Here is a 21,529-nt window from a genome sequence, read left to right on the forward strand (position 1 = left end):
CGCGCCACTCGAACCCAAGGGGGTCCCGGGCATGACGGGCACTCGTATCGCCGCGCTCGGGCACTACCAGCCCGCCAAGGTGCTCACCAACAGCGACCTGGCCGCGCTGGTGGACACCAGCGACGAATGGATCAGCAGCCGGGTCGGCATCAGGACCCGCCACATGGCCGGCCCGGAGGAGCCGGTGGACGAGCTGGCCGCGCACGCCGCCGGCAAGGCCCTCGCCGCCGCCGGGCTCGGCCCCGAGGACATCGGCCTCGTCCTCGTCGCCACCTCCACCGCGATCGACCGGTCGCCGAACACCGCCGCCCGTGTGGCCGCCCGGCTCGGCATGGGCTCGCCCGCGACCATGGACCTCAACGTCGTGTGCGCCGGGTTCACCCACGCGCTCGCCACCGCCGACCACGCCCTGCGGGCGGGGGCCGCCCGCCGAGCGCTGGTCATCGGCGCGGACAAGATGACCGAGGTCACGGACTGGACCGACCGCACCACCTGCGTCCTCGTCGGCGACGGTGCCGGCGCGGCCGTGGTCGAGGTGACGGACGACGGCCAGGAGCCCGGCATCGGCCCCGTGCTGTGGGGTTCGGTCCCCGAGATGGGGCACGCCGTCCGCATCGAGGGCACCCCGCCGCGCTTCGCGCAGGAGGGCCAGGCCGTCTACCGCTGGGCGACCCAGCGGCTGCCCGCCCTCGCCCGTCAGGTCTGCGAACGGTCGGGCATCACCCCCGAGGACCTCGCGGGCGTCGTCCTCCACCAGGCCAACCTGCGGATCATCGAGCCGCTGGCCGCCAAGATCGGCGCCGTCAACGCGGTCGTCGCCCGTGACGTCGTCGACTCCGGCAACACCTCGGCCGCCTCGATCCCGCTGGCCCTCGCGAAGCTGGTCGAACGCGGCGAGCTGCCCTCCGGCGCACCCGCCCTGCTCTTCGGCTTCGGCGGCAACCTCTCGTACGCGGGGCAGGTCGTCCGCGTTCCGTAGGCGCCCGCCCCGGCACCGGGGCCGACGGGGAGCAGGGCGGGGACAGGGGAGCGCGGGGCGAACGGGGGAGTGCGGGGCCCGTTCGGCGGAGCCCGGTGGCGGGGTCCCCGGCGCGCACCTAGCTTCGATCGGGGTGGGGGTCGTCTCCCGCCGCACGCGGAATCCGTCCGTATGCACCCCTCGCGTGATCTGGAGGTCGCCATGCGCGCCACACATGTCGCTTCCGCCGCTCTGCTCGCCACCGTCACCATGGGCACGGCCGCCGCGCTCGGCGCCTCACCGGCCTTCGCCGACGACGGAACCGGGAACGACATCACCTCCTTCGCCTTCGCCGTCACGCCGTCGACGGTCGCCCCCGGGGGCACGGTCACCCTCACCTCCGAGGGGTGCGAGGTCCCCTTCGTGACCGCCGAGTCCGGAGTCTTCGACACCGTCACGCTCGACGAAGGGCGCACGGGAACCGCCACGGTGGACGCCGAGGCCAAGGCCGGTGCGCGGTACGAGGTCACCTTCGACTGCGAGGGCGAGCGGGGCACCACCCCCCTCACCATCGCCGCCCCGGAGGACGGCCACGCCCCGGGCGGCGGGACGACCGGCGGCAGCGCCACCGGCGGACCCGCGACGGAGAGCCATCCGACCGGCGGGCAGGTCCCGGAGACGCACCCGCCGGAGAGCCGTCCGGCCGGGGGGCACGTGCCTGAGGCTCCCCCGAGCGGCGGGCATGCCGTCGGCGACACCGGCGCCCCGACCGACACCGTCACGACCGCGCACAAAGGTGTCCGGGCGGGCTTCGGCGGCGCCTCCGGCCGTCTCGGCACGGCCGAGGTGGTCACGGGCACCGCGCTGATCGCGGGCGCTCTCGGCGGAGCCACCCTGCTGACGCTCCGCAGGCGCGGAGCCGACGGCCCCGCCTGAACCGGGGGACGGAGGGATCCGAAACGGCCCCTCCGCGCGGGATGACGAGGCCCGCGGCGGAGGGGCACCTCGCACACACACGAGGGCACCGCCGCGGGACGCCGGAGCGGCAACGCCTGAGCGGGGACGGCAGGAACCACAGGAACGACGGGGACGACAGGGAAAGAGCGGTCGTGCAGGGATCGAACGGTCCGGGCAGACGCGGCGCCTGGGGCGTCGTGGTCATCGTCCTGCTCGTCGGCGTCCACCTCGTGCGGGACGGTACGGCGGAGTACCGCGCCGGAGGACCCCCGCAGCCCCTGGCCGCCGCGGCCCCCGGCCGCGCCGCCGCCGTGACCTCGGCGAAGGCCCCCGCGCCGCTGCCCGCCTCACGCCCCGAGCGCCTGCGCGTCCCCGCCGCCCGCATCGACGCGCCGGTCACGCCCGTCGGCCTCGACGCCGAGGGGTGGATCGACACCCCGCCGGCGTACGAGAAGAACCTCGTCGGCTGGTACACCGGCGCCGTCACCCCGGGTGAGGAGGGCACCGCCGTCCTCGTCGGCCATGTCGACACCCCGGAAGGAGGGGCCGTCTTCTTCGGCCTCGGCGCCCTCGCGCACGGGCGCCGCGTCGAGATCACCCGCGCCGACGGCAGGACCGCCGTGTTCTCCGTGTACGGCGTCGAGACGGTCCCCCAGCAGGGCTTCCCGGCCGCGCGGATCTACCGGAACACCGGCCGGCCCGAGCTGCGCCTGATCACCTGCGGCGGCGAGTTCTCGGAGGGAAGGGGATACGACGGCAACGTCGTGGTCTCGGCCCGCCTCGTCGCCGTGCGCTGACCCGGGCGGGACCCGGACGGGCCCGCCCGGGAGGCCGGGACCGTCCCCGCGTACGGCGGACACCGCCCCCTCGGGCGACCGGCACCGGCTCCCCGTACAGCAACCACCGCCCCTGCGGGCGGCAGGGCCGTCCCCTCGGAGGGCAATTCCGCCCCCTGACACGGCAGACACCGTGCCGCGGCAGACACCGCCCCGCCCCCTGCCACGCCAGACACCGCCCCCGTGGACGACAGGCTCCGAGCCCGGGAGCGACGGCCCCCGCCTCTCGGGCCGCCGGGCCGGGGCCCCACCGGGACCGCCGCGCATCCCCCCGGTACCCCGCCTTTGTCCTCAGCCGGGAAAAAGTCCCGTCGGATTCCTGCATTAGTTCTTCCCACCCCGGGACACCGCTGCTACGTTCCCCTCGAAAGCACGACGCACGGCACGTCGGATTCGACAGGGGAGGGGCGCGTGAGACGCATGACGGCACGACCTGCCAACGCGCACCAGGCGCGACTGCTCCGGCTGCTGCGTGACGGAGGCCCCAACTCCCGCGCTCAGCTGGGTGATCAGGTCGACCTCTCCCGCTCCAAGCTCGCCGTCGAGGTGGACCGGCTCCTCGACACCGGTCTCGTCGTCGCCGACGGACTCGCCGCCTCGCGCGGCGGACGCCGTTCGCACAACATCCGGCTCGCTCCCGAACTCCGCTTCCTCGGCATCGACATCGGGGCGACGTCGATCGATGTGGCCGTCACCAACGCCGAGTTGGAGGTGCTCGGGCACATCAACCACCCGATGGACGTCCGCGAGGGTCCGGTCGCCGTCTTCGAGCAGGCCCTGGCGATGGCGGCCAAACTCCGGGCCTCGGGGATCGCCGAGGGCTACGACGGCGCCGGCATCGGCGTCCCGGGCCCCGTCCGCTTCCCCGAGGGCATCCCGGTCGCGCCGCCGATCATGCCCGGCTGGGACGGCTTCCCCGTACGGGAGGCGCTCAGCCAGGACCTCGGCTGTCCCGTCATGGTCGACAACGACGTGAACCTCATGGCCATGGGGGAGCAGCACGCGGGCGTCGCCCGGTCGGTCGGCGACTTCCTCTGCGTCAAGATCGGTACGGGCATCGGCTGCGGCATCGTCGTCGGTGGCCAGGTCTACCGAGGTACGACGGGCAGCGCCGGCGACATCGGACACATCCAGGTCGAACCGGACGGCCGCCCGTGCGCCTGCGGCAACAAGGGCTGCCTGGAGGCCCACTTCAGCGGCGCCGCCCTGGCCCGCGACGCGGAGGAGGCGGCGCGGACGGGCCGGTCGGAGGAGCTCGCCGGCCGCCTCGAGGCCGCGGGCCGGCTCACCGCCGTCGACGTCGCCGCGGCCGCCGCCGCGGGGGACCCCGCCGCCCTCGACCTCATCCGTGAGGGCGGCAACCGGGTCGGGCAGGTCATCGCCGGACTCGTCAGCTTCTTCAATCCCGGTCTGGTGGTGATCGGCGGCGGGGTCACCGGCCTCGGTCACACCCTCCTCGCCAGTGTCCGCACCCAGGTGTACCGGCAGTCCCTGCCCCTGGCCACCGGCAATCTCCCCATCGTGCTCGGCGAGTTGGGGCCGGCGGCCGGAGTGATCGGCGCGGCCCGTCTCATCAGCGACCACCTCTTCTCCCCGGCGTAGCCCCACGGCCCCGCCGGGGCACCGCATCCGCCCGGGGGACGGGCGGCCACGGACGCTCCACCGGCCCCAACCGGCTCCACCGGCCCCACGGGGCTCCATCGCCCAACCGGCTCGACCGGGCACGGAAGGGCCGGGGCCGCCCCGCACCCGTTCCGTCCGTCCCGCCCCTTCCCGACCCGTTCCCCGCGCCGCTCGCTCCCGACCTGTCCCCTCCCGCGCCTTCTCCCGTCCCTTTCGCCCCGTTCCGTCCTGTCCGGGCCCCGTCCCACCCGCCCTGGTCCCGCCCCGCCACTTACGGCCGCACCCGCCGAGGGGAACTTCGTCATGGCACCAGAACAACCGCCCCTGCTCACCATGTCCGGCATCACCAAGTCCTTCCCCGGCGTCCGCGCCCTCGACGGCGTCGACCTGGAGGTCGCCGCCGGAGAGGTCCACTGCCTCCTCGGCCAGAACGGAGCCGGCAAGTCCACCCTCATCAAGGTCCTCGCCGGCGCCCACCAGCCCGACGGCGGAGTCATCACCTGGTGCGGCGAGCCCGTCCAGCTCAAGTCCCCGACCGCCGCCATGCGCCTGGGCATCGCCACCATCTACCAGGAACTCGACCTGGTCGAGGGGCTGTCCGTCGCCGAGAACGTCCACCTCGGCCACGAGCCCACCACCGCCGGCTTCGTCGTCCGCGTCCGCGACGCCCGTACCGCCGCCGCCACCCTGCTGGGGCGGCTCGGCCACCCGGAGATCGACCCGGCCCGGCTCGTCGGCGAACTGTCCGCCGCTCAGCGGCAGATCGTCTCCATGGCCCGCGCGCTCTCCCACGACGTCCGGCTCATCGTGATGGACGAGCCCTCGGCCGCCCTCGACCCCGACGAGGTCGACAACCTCTTCCGTATCGTCGCCGACCTCACCGCCGAAGGCGTCGCCGTCGTCTACATCTCCCACCGCCTGGAGGAGATCCGCCGCATCGGCGACCGCGTCACCGTCCTCAAGGACGGCCGCGCCGTGGCCGGCGGCCTGCCCGCCGCGTCCACCCCCACCCGGGACGTCGTGGCGCTGATGACCGGCCGGAACGTCGAGTACGTCTTTCCCGAACGCCCGGCACGGCCCCCTGCCGCCGCACCCGTCCTCCAGGTCCGGGGGCTCGCCCGGACGGGCGAGTTCGCGCCCGTCGACCTCGACCTGCGGCCGGGCGAGATCGTGGGCCTGGCCGGACTCGTCGGCTCGGGCCGCTCCGAGATCCTGGAGACGATCTACGGCGCGCGCCGGCCCACCGCCGGCCGGGTGCTCGTCGACGGCCGCCCCCTGCGCCCGGGCAGCGTCCGCGACGCCGTGCGCGCCGGCCTCGGCCTCGCCCCGGAGGAACGCAAGGCCCAGGGCCTGCTGATGCTGGAGTCCGTCACCCGCAACGTCTCGGTCTCCTCACTCGCCCGCTTCTCCCGCGCCGGCTGGATCGACCGTGCCGCCGAACGCGCGGCCGCCCGCGCCGCCACCCGGGAACTCTCCCTCAGGCCCGACCATCCCGAGGCCCGGATCCGTACCCTCTCCGGCGGCAACCAGCAGAAGGCCGTCCTCGCGCGGTGGCTGCTGCGCGGCTGCCGGGTCCTGCTGCTCGACGAACCGACCCGCGGCGTCGACGTCGGAGCCCGCGCCGAGCTCTACGCCGTCATCCGCCGGCTCGCCGACGACGGCCTCGCCGTCCTCCTGGTGTCGAGCGAGGTGCCCGAGGTCCTCGGCCTCGCCGACCGGGTCCTGGTCCTCCGCGAGGGACAGGTCGTCCACTCCGCGCCCGCCCGTGACCTCGACGAACACCGCGTACTCGACCTCGTGATGGAAGGGAGCCCGACGGCATGACGCTGTCCACCGCCAAGACACCCGCGCCCGCACAGGAGGGCGGCCGGCGCCCGCTCGGCCTGCGGGCCGACGTCCGCAACCTCTCCCTGCTCGGCGTCCTCGCCGTCCTGATCGCGGTCGGCGGCTTCACCAAGCCCGCCGAGTTCCTCGCCACCTCCAACCTCCAACTGGTGCTCACCCAGGCGTCCGTCATCGGTGTCGTCACGGTCGGCATGACCTTCGTCATCACCAGCGGCGGCATCGACCTCTCCGTCGGCGCCATCGTCGCCCTCGCCTCCGTCTGGGCGACGACGCTCGCCACCCAGGAGTACGGTTTCGCCGGCATCCTCTTCACGGCCGTCGTCGTCGGCGTCGCCTGCGGCCTGGTGAACGGTCTGCTCGTCGCCTACGGCGGGATGGTGCCGTTCATCGCCACCCTGGCCATGTTCGCCTCCGCCCGCGGACTCGCCCTGCAGATCACCGACGGCCGCACGCAGATCGTCACCGTCGACTCCGTCCTCGACCTCGGCATCCCCGACTCCTACGTCCTCGGCATACCGCCGCTGGTCCTCGTCTTCGCCGCCGTCACGGTCGCGGGCTGGCTGATCCTCAACCGCACCACCTTCGGACGCCGCATGGTGGCCGTCGGTGGCAACGCAGAAGCCGCCCGGCTCGCCGGCATCGACGTACGCCGCCAGCGCCTGTACCTCTATCTGCTCTCCGGGCTGTGCTGCGGCATCGCCGCCTTCCTGCTGATCATCCTGTCCGGCTCCGGCCAGAACACCAACGGCAACCTCTACGAACTGGACGCCATCGCCGCCGCGATCATCGGCGGCACGCTGCTCACCGGCGGCCGCGGCACCATCGTCGGCTCCGTCCTCGGCGTCCTGATCTTCACCACGATCACCAACATCTTCGCGCTCAACAACCTCCAGAGCGACGTCCAGCAGATCGCCAAGGGCGCGATCATCGTCGCCGCCGTCCTGGTCCAGCGACGCACCCTGCGCCACGGCGACACCTGATCCCCCGAAGCCCGCTCCCGTACGCCCGTACGCCCGCGCCCCACGCCCGTACGCCCGACGCCCCACCCCCAGCCCCCCAGGACACCGCCCCTCCCACGTCGAAGGGATCCATCGCCATGCCAGAAACCAGCCGTAGAGGACTGCTGTTCGGCACCGCCGCCGTCTCCGCCGGCGCGCTGCTCACCGCCTGCACCAGCAACGAACCCAAGAACCAGGCACCGGCCGCGAGCAACGCCCCGGCCGCCGACGACAAGCCCGGCACCCCCGTCACCATCGGCTTTGCCGGCCCCCAGGCCGACCACGGCTGGCTCAACGCCATCAACGAGAACGCCAAGAACCGAGCGAAGACGTACAGCGACGTCACCCTGGAGATCACCGAGGGGTCCAACGACACCGCCGCCCAGATCGGCCAGATCCAGACCCTGATCAACAAGAAGGTCGACGTCCTGGTCATCCTGCCCGCCGACGGCAAGGCGCTCACCCAGGTCGGTCTCCAGGCCATGAAGGCCGGCATCCCCGTCATCAACCTGGACCGGGTCTTCGCCTCCCCGCAGGCGTACCGCTGCTGGATCGGCGGCGACAACTACGGCATGGGCCTCAACGCCGGCCGCTACATCGGCGAGAAGCTCAAGGGCAAGCCGAACGCCACCGTCGTCGAGCTGGCCGGCATGGACAGCCTGGAACTGACCAAGCAGCGCACCCAGGGCTTCGACGACGCCCTGAAGAACTACCCCAACATCCGCAAGGTGGCCCGCCAGGCCGCCGACTTCACCGTCGAGTCCGGCCAGGCGAAGATGGCCCAGCTCCTCCAGGCACAGAGCTCCTTCGACGCGCTCTGGAACCACGACGACGACCAGGGCGTGGGCGCGCTGCGCGCCATCGCCCAGGCCGGCCGCAAGGACTTCCTCATGGTCGGCGGCGCCGGGGCCAAGGCCGCCATGGACGCCATCAAGGCCGACGACGGCGTGCTGAAGGCGACGGTGCTCTACCCGCCGACCATGGCCGCCTCCGCCATCGACCTGGCCCGCGCGCTCGGCCAGAAGAAGGGCGTCGGAGGGATGTCGGAGCTGGAGATCCCCGCCTCCATCACCCTCTACTCGGCCGTCGTCACCAAGGAGAACGTCGACGAGTACCTGCCCACCGGTTTCAGCTGACCGGCCCTGCCCCGGCGGACGCCCGCCGCGGGGAGCAGAACCCTGCCGCACCACGAAACGGAGGAACCGTATGGAACAGAGGGAGAGCGGGGCCGCACCGCCGACGCTCGGCGTCGGAATGGTCGGATACTCCTTCATGGGAGCAGCCCACTCACAGGGCTGGCGCACCGCAGGCCGCGTCTTCGACCTGCCGCTGCGCCCCCTCCTCGCCGCCGTCGCCGGGCGGGACGCGGCCGCCGTCCGGGCGGCCGCCGACCGGCACGGCTGGGCGGCGGCCGAGACCGACTGGCGTGCTCTCGTCGCCCGCGACGACGTCCAGCTCGTGGACGTCTGCACGCCGGGCGACAGCCATGCGGAGATCGCCATCGCCGCCTTGGAGGCGGGCAAGCACGTCCTGTGCGAGAAGCCGCTCGCCAACTCGGTCGCCGAGGCCGAGGCCATGGTCGCGGCCGCCGAGGCGGCGGCCGCCCGCGGCCAGATCGCCATGGTCGGCTTCAACTACCGCCGGGTGCCGGCCCTGTCGTACGCCCGGCGGCTGATCGAGGCCGGCAGGCTCGGCGAGCTGCGGCACGTGCGCGTCACCTATCTGCAGGACTGGCTGGTCGACCGGGGCTTCCCGCTGACCTGGCGCCTGGAGCGCGAGCACGCCGGGTCGGGGGCGCTGGGCGACCTCGGGGCCCACGCCGTCGACCTCGCGCAGTACCTCGCGGGGGAACCGCTGGTCGGGGTCTCGGCGCTCACCGAGACCTTCGTCCGCGAACGGCCGCTGCTCGCCGGGGTGTCGGCGGGTCTCTCCGGTTCCGCGGCGGGCGGGGCGTACGGCGCGGTGACGGTGGACGACGCGGCGGTGTTCACCGGACGGCTCGCGTCCGGGGCGCTCGCCTCCTTCGAGGCGACCCGGATGGCCGCGGGCCGCAAGAACGCCCTGCGTCTGGAGATCAACGGGGAGAAGGGGTCCCTCGCCTTCGACCTGGAGCGGCTCAACGAGCTGTCCTTCCACGACCACACCGAACCGGCCGGCACCGCCGGGTTCCGCCGCATCCTGGTGACCGAGCCCGAGCACCCGTACCTGGAGGGCTGGTGGCCGCCGGGCCACGCGCTCGGCTACGAGCACACCTTCGTCCATCAGGCCCGCGACCTGGTCCTCGCCGTCGCGTCCGGCACCCCTCCGGCCCCGTCCTTCGCCGACGGGCTCCAGGTCCAGCGGGTCCTGGCCGCCGTCGAGGAGAGCGCCCAGAAGAACGCCGTCTACACCGCCGTACAGGAGTAATGGAGGCAGTGCCGTGCCACGTCCCTTCACCCTCTTCACCGGCCAGTGGGCCGACCTGCCCCTGGAGGAGGTCTGCCGACTCGCCCGCGACTTCGGCTACGACGGCCTCGAACTGGCCTGCTGGGGCGACCACTTCGAGGTCGACAAGGCGCTCGCCGACCCGTCGTACGTCGCCGGCCGGCACGCCCTGCTCGAGAAGTACGGGCTGAAGTGCTGGGCCGTCTCGAACCACCTGGTGGGGCAGGCCGTCTGCGACCATCCGATCGACGAACGGCACCAGGCGATCGTCCCCGCCCGGATCTGGGGGGACGGTGAGCCCGAGGGCGTACGGCAGCGGGCGGCCCGCGAGCTGGCGGACACCGCACGGGCCGCGGCGGCCCTGGGCGTCGACACCGTCGTCGGTTTCACGGGATCGTCGATCTGGCACCTGGTGGCGATGTTCCCGCCGGTCCCGGAGCGGATGATCGAGCGCGGTTTCGAGGACTTCGCCGAACGCTGGAACCCCATCCTCGACGTCTTCGACGCCGAGGGCGTCCGCTTCGCGCACGAGGTCCATCCCAGTGAGATCGCGTACGACTACTGGACCACCCAGCGCGCGCTGGAGGCGGTCGACCACCGTCCGGCGTTCGGGCTCAACTTCGATCCGAGTCACTTCGTCTGGCAGGACCTGGATCCGGTCGGCTTCCTCTGGGACTTCCGCGACCGCATCTACCACGTGGACTGCAAGGAGGCCCGGCGCCGGCTCGACGGCCGCAACGGCCGGCTCGGTTCGCACCTGCCCTGGGGCGACCCGCGGCGCGGCTGGGACTTCGTCTCGGCCGGACACGGCGACGTTCCGTGGGAGGACGTCTTCCGCATGCTCCGCTCGATCGGCTACGCCGGTCCGATCTCGGTGGAGTGGGAGGACGCCGGCATGGACCGGCTGACCGGCGCGCCCGAAGCGCTCTCCATCCTCCGGAGATACGACTTCGATCCCCCGTCGGCCTCCTTCGACGCGGCCTTCGGGGGTGAACGCTAGAGCCCCCTCCGCACCTCTCGTCGGCCGGCGGCCGGCCCGCGCGGGCCCGGGCCGGGTGGCGCGCCCACGCCACCGGGCCGGTCCGGGCTGCCCTCAGGAGTCTTTGTCCTCTCGCGGGGGAAAGTTCGGCCGCGGTGGCGCGCAAGGGCTTTCCGCGGTGGACGAACCCGGCTACCTTCGCTGATGTGTACATGACGTAACTGTCCCGGCGGGACCGCGTCGACGGCGCCCGCCGGTCCTCGCCCACCCGCACATCCGGCCCCACCCCGGAGGACGCTTCGTGCACGGAATACGACTCCGAACCAGGAAGACGCCCGCCCTGCTCACGGTCGGACCGCTCGCCGACGGAGCAGTGATGAGATCCCCGTGCGCGGTGAACGGCTCCAGGTGTTCCTCGACGGCGTGAAGATCAGCGACGTCACCGACACCGGCCCCGCGCGCAGCCTGAAGAACGGCCACATCGGCCTCCAGAACCACGGAGCCGACGACCAGGTGTCCTTCGGCCACAACCGACTGAAGGAACTCACTCCGTAGGGAGCGTCCGGAACGTGCCGCCAGGCCGCCCTTCGGCCCGGCGCCGGCACGGCCCGGACCCGGTCCGGGCCCGCCCGCGGACGGGCCCGGGAGCTCCCGCGCAGCCGGCGGCGGGCGGGGAGGCGCCGTACCCCCCGCCCGCCGTCTCCACCACAGCCCAGGGAGGCAGGACGTGACCACCGGAACACGAACGGGAGTCTGGCTCATCGGGGCGAGAGGCAGTGTCGCAACGACGGTGGTGGCCGGCTGGGCCGCCATGACGGCGGGCCTCCACCCGCCGACCGGCATGGTGACCGAGACCGACGCCCTCGCCACCGCCGGGCTCCCCCCACTCGCGGCCCTCGTCTTCGGCGGGCACGACACGGCGGAATGCCCCCTGCCCAAACGGGCCGAGGCACTGACCGCGGCGGGCGTGCTCCCGCACGGCCTCGCCACCGCCGTCGCCGCCGAACTCGACGCCGCCGAAGCGGAGATCCGCCCCGGAGGACCCCGACCGGGAGACACCCGGACCGAGGAGGAACTCGTCTCCGCCTTCACCGCCGACCTGGACGACTTCCGGCGGCGGCGGGACCTGGCCAGGGTCGTCGTCCTGAACGTCGCCTCGACCGAGCCGGCGCCGGGGGGCGCCGGGCTCCCTCCCAGCTCCCTCTACGCCGCCGCCGCCCTCCGGGCCGGCTGCCCTTACGTCAACTTCACCCCCTCCACCGGACTGCGGCACCCCGCCCTCGCCGCGGCCGCGGCGGCGAGCGGCCTGCCGCACGCGGGCCGGGACGGCAAGACCGGCCAGACCCTCCTGCGCTCCGTCCTCGCCCCGATGTTCCTCCAACGCGCGCTGGACGTACGGGCGTGGTCCGGCACCAACCTGCTGGGCGGCGGAGACGGGGCCGCCCTCGCCGACCCCGCCGCCGCGGCGGCGAAGAACGCGGGCAAGGAACGCGTCCTCGCCGACGTCCTCGGACCCGGGGTGGAGGGCGAGGTGCACATCGACGACGTCCCCGCCCTGGGGGAGTGGAAGACCGCCTGGGACCACATCGCCTTCGACGGCTTCCTCGGCTCCCGCATGACCCTCCAGACCACCTGGCAGGGCTGCGACTCGGCTCTCGCCGCGCCCCTCGTTCTGGACCTCGCCCGGCTGACCGCCCGCGCCCACGAAACCGGCCTCTCGGGCCCCCTGCACGACCTCGCCTTCTACTTCAAGGACCCCGAGGGCACACCCCCGGCGGCCCTGTCCGACCAGTACGCCCGCCTGATCGCGTTCGGCGCCCGCCTGGGGGAGTCCCGATGAGCGACGCGGAAAGCCCGATGGCGCCGGGGACGCCCGGCGGAGCGGGCCCCGAGGCGGCGGCGGGGGCACATGGGCAGAGGCCCGGACCGCACGGCGGGACAGCCGTACCGCACGGCGGGACGGCTGGGCGGGGAGGGGCTGGCGGGGAGGCGGCCGGGGCGCCCGGACCGCACGAGCAGGCGGCCGGACGGGAGCGGGCCGGGGGAGGGGCGGCCGGGGCGCCCGGACCGCACGGCGGGACAGCCGGACGGGAGCGGGCCGGGGGAGAGGCGGCCGGGACACCCGGGGCGGCCGGGCCGGAAGCGGCCGGGATCAGGGCCGCAGGCGCCGGGGCCGGGGCGGGGGCGTGGGCGGCGGCGGCTCAGGGCGGAGTGCCCGGGCCCGGGCACGGGGCGCGAGGGGCCGCGTGGGCGGAACTGCTCCGGGTCTCCGCGCTCTTCACGGTGCCCGGCGACGCCCTGGCGGGCGCCGCCGCCGCGGGGGTGCGCCCGAACAGCGCCACCCTCCTGGCCATCGGCTCCTCCCTCTGCCTCTACGAGGCCGGCATGGCGCTCAACGACTGGGCCGACCGCGAGGAGGACGCCGTCGACCGCCCCCACCGCCCCCTCCCCTCCGGCCGCATCAGCCCCGGGGCGGCGCTCGGGGCGTCCGCCGCCCTGACGGCGGCGGGCCTCGGCCTCGCCGCCCGCGCCGGCCGCCCGGCCCTCGCGGTCGCCACCGCCCTCGCGGCCACGGTCTGGGCCTACGACCTCCGCCTCAAACACACACCGGCGGGGCCGGCGGCGATGGGGGCGGCCCGGGCCCTGGACCTTCTTCTCGGAGCCACCGCCACGGGGGCCCCTCCCTCCCCCCGCCCCCTCCCCGCCGCCGCCCTGCTGGCCACCCACACCTACGCGGTCACCGCCGTCTCCCGCCACGAAGCCCACGGCGGCTCCACCCGGGCTCCCTTACTCGCCCTGGCCACCACCCTGGCCGTGGCCGCGGCGACCTCCGGCCTCACCGCGCGCGGGGGCACCGCCCCCCGACCCACTCCCGCTCCCGCTCCCGGCGCCCTGGGGCGCCCGGCCGCACCCGGCGCCCCCCGCAAGGCGCCCGTATCCGGCGCCCCCCGGCAGCCACCCACCCTCGGCGTCCCCCGGACGTCACCCGCCCAAGGCCCCTTCCGGCACCCGGCCGCACCCGGCGCGCCCGTGGCGGCGGGCGGGCGGGCGTCGGCGTGGCCCGCGTTACTCCCCCGGGTCGTCTGCGGCGCCTTCGCCCTCGCCTACGCCCGCGCGCCCGTCACCCCCCTCCTGCACGCGGCGCTCAACCCCTCCCCGGAGCTCACGCAGCGCTCCGTGGGCGCCGGTATCCGTGCCCTGATCCCGCTCCAGGCCGCTCTCGCCGCCCGCTCCGGTTGTCCCGTCACGGGCCTCGCCCTCCTGACCCTCGTCCCGCTCGCCCGGCGCCTCGCACGGAAGGTGAGCCCCACATGAGCCCGACCCCCCACCCGCCCGAGGCGCCCACCGCGCCGCCCGCGGCCCCCGCTCTCCGCATCGGCTACGGCACCAACGGCCTCACCGACCTCCGGCTCGACGACGCCCTGGTCCTCCTCGCCGGCCTCGGCTACGACGGGGTCGGTCTCACCCTCGACCACATGCACCTCGACCCCCTCGCCCCCGACCTCGCGGCCCGCACGGCGCAGGTCGCCCGGCGGCTCGACGCCCTCGGCCTCGGCGTCACCGTCGAGACCGGCGCGCGCTACGTCCTCGACCCCCGTCGCAAGCACGGCCCCTCCCTGCTCGACCCGGACCCCGACGCCCGCGCCGCACGGACCCGGCTGCTCGTCCGCGCCGTGCGCGTCGCCGAGGACCTCGGCGCCCACGCCGTCCACTGCTTCAGTGGCGTCGACCCCGAACCAGCCTCCCCCGAGACCGCCTGGAAGCGCCTCGTCGAAGCTCTCGGCCCGGTCCTCGACGCGGCGGCAGCCGCCCGCGTCCCCCTCGCCATCGAACCCGAACCCGGTCATCTCCTCTCCACGCTGGACGACTTCCACCGCCTGCGCCGTCTCCTCGGCGACCCGGACCCGGCGCTGTTCGGGCTCACCCTCGACATCGGCCACTGCCAGTGCCTGGAGGACGCCTCCCCGGCCGACTGCGTCCGCGCAGCCGCGCCCTGGCTGCACCACGTCCAGATCGAGGACATGCGCCGGGGCGTCCACGAACACCTCCCCTTCGGCGAGGGCGAGATCGACTTCCCGCCCGTCCTCGCCGCGCTCGCCGACGTCACCGCCGCCGGCTACACCGGTCTCACCGTCGTCGAACTGCCCCGCCACTCCCACGCGGGCCCCGACCTCGCCCGCGCCTCCCTCTCCTTCCTCCGCGACCGACGCGCCCCCGGGGAGGCCACGGCATGCTGACCGACTCCGCCCGCGACTGGCTCGACCAGGCCCTCGCCGAAGCGGCCGTCCGTACCCCCGCCTGGGAACTGCGCTTCGCCTCCGCCGGCCGGCACTGCGGCCCCGAGCACGCCGACTCCGTCCGCACCCTCCTCCTCCGCGAGGCCCGCGCCGACCCCGACACCCTCACCCGTCTCTACCGGCACGGCGCCGCCCCCGAGCGCCGCGCCGTCCTCCTCGCCCTCCCGTCGCTCGTCACCGGCCCCGAGACCGTCCCCCTCGTCGAGGACGCCCTGCGCACCCACGACACCACGCTCCTCTCCGCGGCCCTCGGCCCCTACGCCGCCGCCCACCTGCCTCCCCACGTCTGGCGCCACGGCGTCCTGAAGTGCCTCTTCACCGGCGTCCCCCTCGACGCCGTCGCCGGTCTCGCCCACCGGGCCCGCGGCGACGGCGAACTCGCCCGGATGCTCACCGACTACGCCGCCGAACGCTCCGCCGCCGGCCGCCCCGTCCCCGAAGACCTCCACCGCGTCCTCGCCCTCACCGCCCCCACGGAGACGTCCTGATGCGCATCTTCGACCCCCACATCCACATGTCCTCGCGCACCACGGACGACTACCAGGCCATGTACGAGGCCGGAGTCCGCGCCCTCGTCGAACCCTCCTTCTGGCTGGGGCAGCCCCGCACCTCACCGGACTCCTTCTTCGACTACTTCGACTCCCTCCTCGGCTGGGAGCCGTTCCGAGCCGCCCAGCACGGCATCGCCCACCACTGCACCCTCGCCCTCAACCCCAAGGAGGCCAACGACCCCCGCTGCACTCCCGTCCTCGACGCCCTGCCCCGCTACCTCGTCAAGGACAACGTCGTCGCCGTCGGCGAGATCGGCTACGACTCCATGACCCGCGCCGAGGACACGGCCCTCGCGTCGCAGCTCCAGCTCGCGGCCGACCACGGCCTCCCCGCCCTCGTCCACACCCCGCACCGCGACAAGCTCGCCGGGCTGCGCCGCACCCTCGACGTGGTCCGCGAGTCCGCTCTCGCCCCTGACCGGGTCCTCCTCGACCACCTCAACGAGACCACCGTCAAGGAGGCCGCCGACAGCGGGGCCTGGCTCGGCTTCTCCATCTACCCGGACACCAAGATGGACGAGGACCGCATGGTCGCGGTGCTCAAGGACCACGGGCTCGACCGCGTCCTGGTGAACTCGGCCGCCGACTGGGGCAAGAGCGACCCCCTCAAGACCCGCAAGGTCGGGGACGCGATGCTCGCCGCCGGCTACTCCGACGACGACGTGGACCGGGTCCTGTGGCGCAACCCCGTCGCCTTCTACGGCCTCAGCGGCCGCCTCCGGCTCGACCTCCCCTCCGCCCCGGCCCTCCACGAGGGCAACTCCATCCTCCGCGGCGGGGAATGAGGCGGGCACGCGATGCGCTTCCGCCACCCCGACGGGTCCACCGTCCACCTCGCCTACTGCACCAACGTCTACCCCGCCGAGACCCTCGACGGCGTCCTGGCCCAACTGCGCGACCACTGCGAACCCGTCCGCCGACGCCTCGGCCGCGACCGCCTCGGCATCGGCCTCTGGCTCGCCCGTGACGCCGCCCGCTCCCTCACCACCGACCCGGCCTCGCTCCGCGCCCTGCGCGCCGAGATCGACCGCCGCGGCCTCGAGGTCGTCACCCTCAACGGCTTCCCCTACGAGGGCTTCGGTGCCGAAGAAGTGAAATACCGGGTCTACCAGCCGGACTGGACCCGCCCCGAACGCCTCGCCCACACCACCGACCTGGCCCGGCTCCTCGCCTCACTCCTCCCCGACGACATCACCGACGGCTCCGTCTCCACCTTGCCGATCGCCTGGCGCACCCCCTTCGACTCCCGCGCCGCCGACACCGCCCACACCGCCCTCACCACGCTCGCCCACCGGCTCGACGCCCTCCAGGAGCTCACCGGGAAGAGCGTCCGGATCGGCCTCGAACCCGAGCCCGGCTGTGTCGTCGAGACCACCGCCGACGCGATCACCCCCCTCACCGCCGTCTCGAACCCCCGCATCGGCGTCTGCGTCGACACCTGCCACCTCGCCACCTCCTTCGAGGACCCGCGCACCGCCCTGGACGCCCTCGCCGCCGCCGCCATCCCCGTCGTCAAGGCCCAGCTCTCCGCGGCGCTCCACGCCGAGGATCCGCATCTCCCCGACGTCCGCGCCGCGCTCGCCGCCTTCGCCGAACCCCGCTTCCTCCACCAGACCCGCGTCGACACCCACGCGGGTCTCCGCGGAACCGACGACCTGCCCGAGGCCCTTGCCGGCCGATCCCTCCCCGAGAGCGCCCCCTGGCGTGCCCACTTCCACGTCCCCCTCCACGCACCGCCCGCCCCGCCGCTCACCTCCACCCTCTCCGTGCTCCAGGACACCCTCGCCCTTCTCGTCGGCGGCCCCCACCCGCTCACCCACCACCTGGAGGTCGAGACCTACACCTGGCAGGCCCTCCCGGCCGCGGAGCGCCCCCGCACCCGCGCCCGTCTCGCCGACGGCATCGCCGCCGAACTCGCACTCGCCCGCGACCTCCTCACCGACCTCGGCCTCAAGGAACTCCCATGACCACCCCGCCGGGCGACATCCGTCCCACCCCCCTTCTGGTCCTCGACGTCGTGGGCCTCACCCCCCGCCTCCTCGCCCATATGCCCCGGCTCAAGGCCCTCGGGAGCAACGGCTCCCAGGCCGCCCTCTCCACCGTCCTGCCGGCCGTCACCTGCACCGCCCAGTCCACCTTCCTCACCGGAACCCTTCCCTCCGAACACGGCATCGTCGCCAACGGCTGGTACTTCCGCGAACTCGGCGACGTGCTCCTGTGGCGCCAGCACAACGGCCTGGTCGCGGGCGACAAACTCTGGGACGCCGCCCGGCGCGCGCACCCCGGCTACACCGTCGCCAACATTTGCTGGTGGTACGCCATGGGCGCCGACACCGACATCACCGTCACCCCCCGTCCCGTCTACTACGCCGACGGCCGCAAGGAGCCCGACTGCTACACGCGGCCCCCGGCCCTCCACGACGAACTCACCGCGGAGTTCGGCACCTTCCCCCTCTTCCACTTCTGGGGGCCCGGCGCCGATCTGGTCTCCAGCCGGTGGATCATCGACGCCACCCGGCACATCCTGCGCACCCGCCATCCCGACCTGGCGCTGTGCTACGTCCCCCACCTCGACTACGACCTCCAGCGCCACGGCCCCGACGACCCCCGGTCCTTCCGCGCCGCCGCCGAACTCGACGCCGCACTCGCCCCACTCCTCGACGACGCCCGGGCCGAAGGACGCACGGTCGTCGCCCTGTCCGAGTACGGCATCACCCGGGTGAGCCGGCCCGTCGACATCAACCGGGCCCTGCGCCGCGCCGGCCTCCTGGAGGTCCACACCCAGGACGGCATGGAGTACCTGGACCCGATGGCCTCCCGCGCGTTCGCCGTCGCCGACCACCAGGTGGCCCATGTGTACGTCCGCCGCCCCGAGGACCCCGGCGAGATGGCCGCCACCCGTGAAGCCCTCGCCGGTCTGCCCGGCATCGAGCGGCTCCTCGACGACGCGGGCAAGAAGGAACACGGTCTCGACCACCCCCGCTCCGGGGAGCTCGTCGCGCTCGCCGAACCCGACGCGTGGTTCACGTACTACTACTGGCTCGACGACACCAAGGCGCCCGACTTCGCCCCGCTCGTCGAGATCCACCGCAAACCCGGCTACGACCCCGTCGAGCTGTTCATGGACCCGCACGACCCGTACGTACGGATCAGAGCGGCGAAGGCGATCGCCCGCAAGAAGCTCGGCATGCGCTACCGGCTCGCGGTCGTGCCCCTCGACCCCTCACCTATTCGCGGCAGCCATGGCCGCCTCCCCACGAGCGACGACGAAGGTCCGCTCATCCTGTGCTCCACCCCCCGCACCGTCGGCGGCCGCGTCGCGGCCACCGAGGTGAAGTCCCTGCTGCTCCGACTGGCCGGTCTCTGCTGACCGGACTCCAGTCAAGCAGCTCCCCACCGACGATCAGGAGTTATCCACAGATGAGCCGCAGCCGCCGTATCCTCAGCACGTCCCCCGACCCCGTACTCACCCGTAGGCTCAGCAGACGGAACATGCTCGGCGTCGCCGCCGGCACCACGGCCGCGGCGCTCCTGGGCGCCGCCGCCCCGACCGCGACCGCCGCCGCGGGGGACGCCGGAGCGACCGCCGCCGACCCCGCCGCCCGCGGCGACGGCCGGGGCCGCCCCGTCCTGCCCCCGGGCCGGCTCGGCATCCAGCTCTACTCCCTGCGCGACAAGGTCTCCACGCTCGGCTTCGCCACCGTCTTCGCCGAGCTGAAGAAGTACGGCTACGACGAGGTCGAGTTCGCCGGCTACACCCAGGGTTCGGCCGGCCCCATCACCCTCGCGCAGCTCAAGCGGCTCACCCGCGACCACGGCCTGCGCGGCATCGGCAGCCACGTCGGCCACTCCTCCTCCGACCCCACGGCCTACACCTTCGCCCAGAACCTCACCCGGGTCCTCGACGACGCCGAGGCGCTCGGTCTCCCGCACATCGGGACCGCCTCCGGACCCTGGCGCTACGGCGCCACCGTCGACGGCTGGAAGCGCTGCGCCGAGGAGTTCAACCAGTACGGCGCCGCGGCGAGGAAACGCGGCATGAAGTTCTACCAGCACAACCACGCCGAGGAGTTCTCCTTCGCCACCGACCAGCCGGACGTCCGCCTCTACGACGTGCTGCTCGCCGAGACGGACCCCGACCTCGTCCACCTGGAGATGGACGTCTACTGGGCTTACGTCGCCCAGCACCGCTTCTCCCGCCGTGCCGACGGCACCCCCGCCCCCTTCGACCCGCTGCGCTACGTCCTCGACCAGCCCCACCGCTATCCGCTCTTCCACGTCAAGGACGGCGAACGCGACGACTCCGTCCGCGACGGCTACCGCATGTCGGACGTCGGGGACGGGGACATCGACTACCGGCGCTTCATCTCGGCGGTGAACCGCACCCACCACGGACGCCACGCCCCTCACTGGCAGGCGGAGCGCGACAACCCCGTCGAGTCCTTCGACTTCGCCCGCCGGTCCGGCGCGCACCTCCACTCCCTGCGCGAGAAGGACTGCTGACCCGGGAGCGGCCTCACCCACCCGGCGAACGGACGATCCGCCCCCACGAGGAGCGCACGGGGCCGTGCGGCCTGGTCGCGCTACCCGGCGTACGCGCACCATGACCGTCCGTGCGACCCTCGCCCGGCCGTGGCCCGGATCACGGGCTCAGGGGTGCCCGCACCCCACTGACCACGGGAAACACCGGTGAAAGGCACCTCGAACCCCTGGTAGAGTTATCCATGTCGCCGCGGGGAACACCCCCGAAGCGGCACACCCGGTCCGGGTGGCGGAATGGCAGACGCGCTAGCTTGAGGTGCTAGTGCCCTTTATCGGGCGTGGGGGTTCAAGTCCCCCCTCGGACACACAGTAGAAGTGCCGGTCGAGCTCTCTCGACCGGCACTTTTCGTCGTTCACCATTGCTTTCGCCGTAGCACGCCTTCCTTCGGCGCCTATGCCCGGCGGGCCACCACCAGACGGCACTGCGGGCTCCCGTCGTCCCGGCGCCCCAGGGGCTCCATCGGCAGCAGCTCCACCGTGAACCCCGTCCGCTCCAGGTTCGCCCGGACGTCCGCGAGGCGGAAGGTCCGGTAGTACATGACGAACGGCGGCCGCCGCACCGCGTTCCGTACCCGCATGACGGCGTCGAAGCCGAAGAGGGTCCAGTACGGCAGCGAACCGACGGGCGGCGGGGCCGGCAGGGGGAAGGCGAACGTGCCGCCCGGACGGAGGGCGGCGTGGACCTGGGCGAAGAGCGGCCCCTGCTCCTCGGGGAGGAAGTGGCCGAAGGCGCCGAAACTGACCGCCAGGTCGAAGGCCGAGCTGAAGGGCAGTGCCAGCACGTTCGCACGGACCAGGGCGGCCGCCGGATGGGCCCGGCGCGCCTCGGCCAGCATGCCCGTACTGAAGTCGACGCCCGTGATCCCGTCCGTGCACACCGCGTCGAGGACGGAGAGGCCGGCGCCGGTACCGCAGCACACGTCGAGGCCCGACCCGAAGGGCCCCAGGGGGCGGAGCGTGTCGCTCACCGCGGCAAGCAGCCGGTCAGAGGTGCGGAAGGGGGTCGCGTCGAACCGAGTGGCCAGCAGGTCGTAGCCGCGCTCCACCGAGGAGAGCGCCTGCACCACCAGCTCACGGGCTGTCGGGCCCTGGGGGGAGAACATGGGCCGACACTACGCCGTCGGCGGGCCTGCGCAGGGGCGGCCAGGAGGGGGCCGTGCCCGTCAGCTGGCAGGCGAGCAGATAGAGGGGGATCGGCGGCGTGTACGGCGACGTGCCGTCCGGGTGGTGGATCAGCCGGGGCCCCCGGTCGGGGATCTCCGCCTCCGGGGCGTAGCAGGCCGGCAGCGGCCACCTCAGATCCAGGTCGGAGCCCGCGGGGACCAGCCACCACCACCAGTCACTGTCCGCGTACACACAGCCCTTCGCGGGCAGCCGGGACAGCACCCGGAAGCCGTAGCGGGCCGGAACGCCGACGGCGTCGCAGCCCAGTGCCGTACGGAACTGCGGGGGGACGACCAGGCGCGTCGATCCGGCGTCGGGGGAGCGGCGGGAGCGCGGCGTGAGCAGCGTCGCCAT

At 73.9% G+C, this 21,529-nt stretch carries 19 protein-coding genes, 1 tRNA gene and 1 pseudogene; 19 read left to right on the forward strand and 2 right to left on the reverse strand.

The features are described 5' to 3' along the window. Positions 1–31 precede the first annotated feature (31 nt). The 19 genes and pseudogenes from ACZ68P_RS11495 (at position 32) to ACZ68P_RS11585 (ending at position 20,316) form a co-directional block, all read left to right on the forward strand. Positions 32–979: a beta-ketoacyl-ACP synthase III gene (locus tag ACZ68P_RS11495; protein ID WP_471005179.1), complete on the forward strand. Its 948-nt coding sequence runs from the start codon at positions 32–34 to the stop codon at positions 977–979. A gap of 201 nt (positions 980–1,180) precedes the next feature. Next, a complete protein-coding gene (locus ACZ68P_RS11500) occupies positions 1,181–1,894 on the forward strand; it encodes a hypothetical protein (protein WP_471005180.1) in 714 nt (237 codons plus the stop codon). A 173-nt stretch (positions 1,895–2,067) separates the two neighbouring features. Further along, complete coding sequence (locus tag ACZ68P_RS11505) at positions 2,068–2,712, forward strand: class F sortase (protein ID WP_471005181.1); 645 nt, start codon at positions 2,068–2,070, stop codon at positions 2,710–2,712. A 459-nt stretch (positions 2,713–3,171) separates the two neighbouring features. Beyond that, complete coding sequence (locus ACZ68P_RS11510; RefSeq protein ID WP_471005182.1) at positions 3,172–4,353, forward strand: ROK family transcriptional regulator; 1,182 nt, start codon at positions 3,172–3,174, stop codon at positions 4,351–4,353. A 324-nt stretch (positions 4,354–4,677) separates the two neighbouring features. Continuing rightward, positions 4,678–6,198 (forward strand): sugar ABC transporter ATP-binding protein, encoded by a 1,521-nt coding sequence (locus ACZ68P_RS11515; protein WP_471005183.1) that lies wholly within the window; start codon positions 4,678–4,680, stop codon positions 6,196–6,198. Continuing rightward, complete coding sequence (locus ACZ68P_RS11520; RefSeq protein WP_471005184.1) at positions 6,195–7,199, forward strand: ABC transporter permease; 1,005 nt, start codon at positions 6,195–6,197, stop codon at positions 7,197–7,199. Before ACZ68P_RS11515 ends, ACZ68P_RS11520 begins: the two co-directional genes overlap by 4 nt. A 116-nt stretch (positions 7,200–7,315) precedes the next feature. Next, positions 7,316–8,353: a substrate-binding domain-containing protein gene (locus ACZ68P_RS11525; protein ID WP_471005185.1), complete on the forward strand. Its 1,038-nt coding sequence runs from the start codon at positions 7,316–7,318 to the stop codon at positions 8,351–8,353. Positions 8,354–8,423: 70 nt separating this feature from the next. Continuing rightward, entirely contained in the window at positions 8,424–9,623 is a 1,200-nt protein-coding gene (locus tag ACZ68P_RS11530) for a Gfo/Idh/MocA family protein (protein WP_471005186.1), read from the forward strand. A 13-nt stretch (positions 9,624–9,636) separates the two neighbouring features. Continuing rightward, on the forward strand, positions 9,637–10,641 hold the full coding sequence (locus ACZ68P_RS11535; protein WP_471005187.1) for a sugar phosphate isomerase/epimerase family protein: 1,005 nt from the start codon (positions 9,637–9,639) through the stop codon (positions 10,639–10,641). 348 nt (positions 10,642–10,989) lie between these two features. Next, positions 10,990–11,175: pseudogene (locus ACZ68P_RS11540) on the forward strand (3-keto-alpha-glucoside-1,2-lyase-like domain-containing protein); the annotation flags it as partial. 172 nt (positions 11,176–11,347) lie between these two features. Continuing rightward, positions 11,348–12,460 carry an inositol-3-phosphate synthase gene (locus ACZ68P_RS11545; RefSeq protein ID WP_471005188.1) on the forward strand — a complete coding sequence of 371 codons (1,113 nt, stop codon included), beginning with the start codon at positions 11,348–11,350 and terminating at the stop codon, positions 12,458–12,460. Positions 12,461–12,771: 311 nt separating this feature from the next. After that, positions 12,772–13,935: an SCO3242 family prenyltransferase gene (locus ACZ68P_RS11550; protein ID WP_471005594.1), complete on the forward strand. Its 1,164-nt coding sequence runs from the start codon at positions 12,772–12,774 to the stop codon at positions 13,933–13,935. Beyond that, positions 13,932–14,858, forward strand: a complete 927-nt coding sequence (locus ACZ68P_RS11555; RefSeq protein ID WP_471005189.1) for a sugar phosphate isomerase/epimerase family protein — start codon at positions 13,932–13,934, stop codon at positions 14,856–14,858. Before ACZ68P_RS11550 ends, ACZ68P_RS11555 begins: the two co-directional genes overlap by 4 nt. After that, positions 14,852–15,406 carry an EboA domain-containing protein gene (locus tag ACZ68P_RS11560; protein WP_471005190.1) on the forward strand — a complete coding sequence of 185 codons (555 nt, stop codon included), beginning with the start codon at positions 14,852–14,854 and terminating at the stop codon, positions 15,404–15,406. Before ACZ68P_RS11555 ends, ACZ68P_RS11560 begins: the two co-directional genes overlap by 7 nt. Beyond that, positions 15,406–16,254 (forward strand): TatD family hydrolase, encoded by an 849-nt coding sequence (locus ACZ68P_RS11565; RefSeq protein ID WP_471005191.1) that lies wholly within the window; start codon positions 15,406–15,408, stop codon positions 16,252–16,254. The genes ACZ68P_RS11560 and ACZ68P_RS11565 overlap by 1 nt, the downstream gene beginning before the upstream one ends. Before the next feature lie 12 nt (positions 16,255–16,266). Beyond that, complete coding sequence (gene eboE, locus ACZ68P_RS11570; RefSeq protein ID WP_471005192.1) at positions 16,267–17,436, forward strand: metabolite traffic protein EboE; 1,170 nt, start codon at positions 16,267–16,269, stop codon at positions 17,434–17,436. Next, entirely contained in the window at positions 17,433–18,839 is a 1,407-nt protein-coding gene (locus ACZ68P_RS11575; RefSeq protein WP_471005193.1) for a nucleotide pyrophosphatase/phosphodiesterase family protein, read from the forward strand. Before eboE ends, ACZ68P_RS11575 begins: the two co-directional genes overlap by 4 nt. A 50-nt stretch (positions 18,840–18,889) precedes the next feature. Further along, positions 18,890–19,972, forward strand: a complete 1,083-nt coding sequence (locus ACZ68P_RS11580; RefSeq protein WP_471005194.1) for a sugar phosphate isomerase/epimerase family protein — start codon at positions 18,890–18,892, stop codon at positions 19,970–19,972. A 259-nt stretch (positions 19,973–20,231) separates the two neighbouring features. Beyond that, positions 20,232–20,316: transfer RNA gene (locus ACZ68P_RS11585), tRNA-Leu, on the forward strand. 87 nt (positions 20,317–20,403) lie between these two features. Here the strand turns inward: ACZ68P_RS11585 and ACZ68P_RS11590 are convergent. Then, positions 20,404–21,114 carry a class I SAM-dependent DNA methyltransferase gene (locus ACZ68P_RS11590; RefSeq protein WP_471005195.1) on the reverse strand — a complete coding sequence of 237 codons (711 nt, stop codon included), beginning with the start codon at positions 21,112–21,114 and terminating at the stop codon, positions 20,404–20,406. Beyond that, a complete protein-coding gene (locus ACZ68P_RS11595) occupies positions 21,083–21,529 on the reverse strand; it encodes a hypothetical protein (RefSeq protein WP_471005196.1) in 447 nt (148 codons plus the stop codon). Before ACZ68P_RS11595 ends, ACZ68P_RS11590 begins: the two co-directional genes overlap by 32 nt.

The sequence above is a fragment of the Streptomyces sp. NPDC036822 genome, assembly GCF_055609145.1.

Bases quoted from the DNA above. Each gene is read 5' to 3' on its own strand.
- ACZ68P_RS11530 (WP_471005186.1), top strand. From the start codon at position 8,424: ATGGAACAGAGGGAGAGCGGGGCCGCACCGCCGACGCTCGGCGTCGGA.
- ACZ68P_RS11590 (WP_471005195.1), bottom strand. From the start codon at position 21,114: ATGTTCTCCCCCCAGGGCCCGACAGCCCGTGAGCTGGTGGTGCAGGCG.
- ACZ68P_RS11555 (WP_471005189.1), top strand. From the start codon at position 13,932: ATGAGCCCGACCCCCCACCCGCCCGAGGCGCCCACCGCGCCGCCCGCG.
- ACZ68P_RS11580 (WP_471005194.1), top strand. From the start codon at position 18,890: ATGAGCCGCAGCCGCCGTATCCTCAGCACGTCCCCCGACCCCGTACTC.
- ACZ68P_RS11495 (WP_471005179.1), top strand. From the start codon at position 32: ATGACGGGCACTCGTATCGCCGCGCTCGGGCACTACCAGCCCGCCAAG.
- ACZ68P_RS11515 (WP_471005183.1), top strand. From the start codon at position 4,678: ATGGCACCAGAACAACCGCCCCTGCTCACCATGTCCGGCATCACCAAG.
- ACZ68P_RS11520 (WP_471005184.1), top strand. From the start codon at position 6,195: ATGACGCTGTCCACCGCCAAGACACCCGCGCCCGCACAGGAGGGCGGC.
- ACZ68P_RS11525 (WP_471005185.1), top strand. From the start codon at position 7,316: ATGCCAGAAACCAGCCGTAGAGGACTGCTGTTCGGCACCGCCGCCGTC.
- ACZ68P_RS11575 (WP_471005193.1), top strand. From the start codon at position 17,433: ATGACCACCCCGCCGGGCGACATCCGTCCCACCCCCCTTCTGGTCCTC.
- ACZ68P_RS11595 (WP_471005196.1), bottom strand. From the start codon at position 21,529: ATGGCGACGCTGCTCACGCCGCGCTCCCGCCGCTCCCCCGACGCCGGA.
- eboE (WP_471005192.1), top strand. From the start codon at position 16,267: ATGCGCTTCCGCCACCCCGACGGGTCCACCGTCCACCTCGCCTACTGC.
- ACZ68P_RS11565 (WP_471005191.1), top strand. From the start codon at position 15,406: ATGCGCATCTTCGACCCCCACATCCACATGTCCTCGCGCACCACGGAC.
- ACZ68P_RS11510 (WP_471005182.1), top strand. From the start codon at position 3,172: ATGACGGCACGACCTGCCAACGCGCACCAGGCGCGACTGCTCCGGCTG.
- ACZ68P_RS11500 (WP_471005180.1), top strand. From the start codon at position 1,181: ATGCGCGCCACACATGTCGCTTCCGCCGCTCTGCTCGCCACCGTCACC.
- ACZ68P_RS11560 (WP_471005190.1), top strand. From the start codon at position 14,852: ATGCTGACCGACTCCGCCCGCGACTGGCTCGACCAGGCCCTCGCCGAA.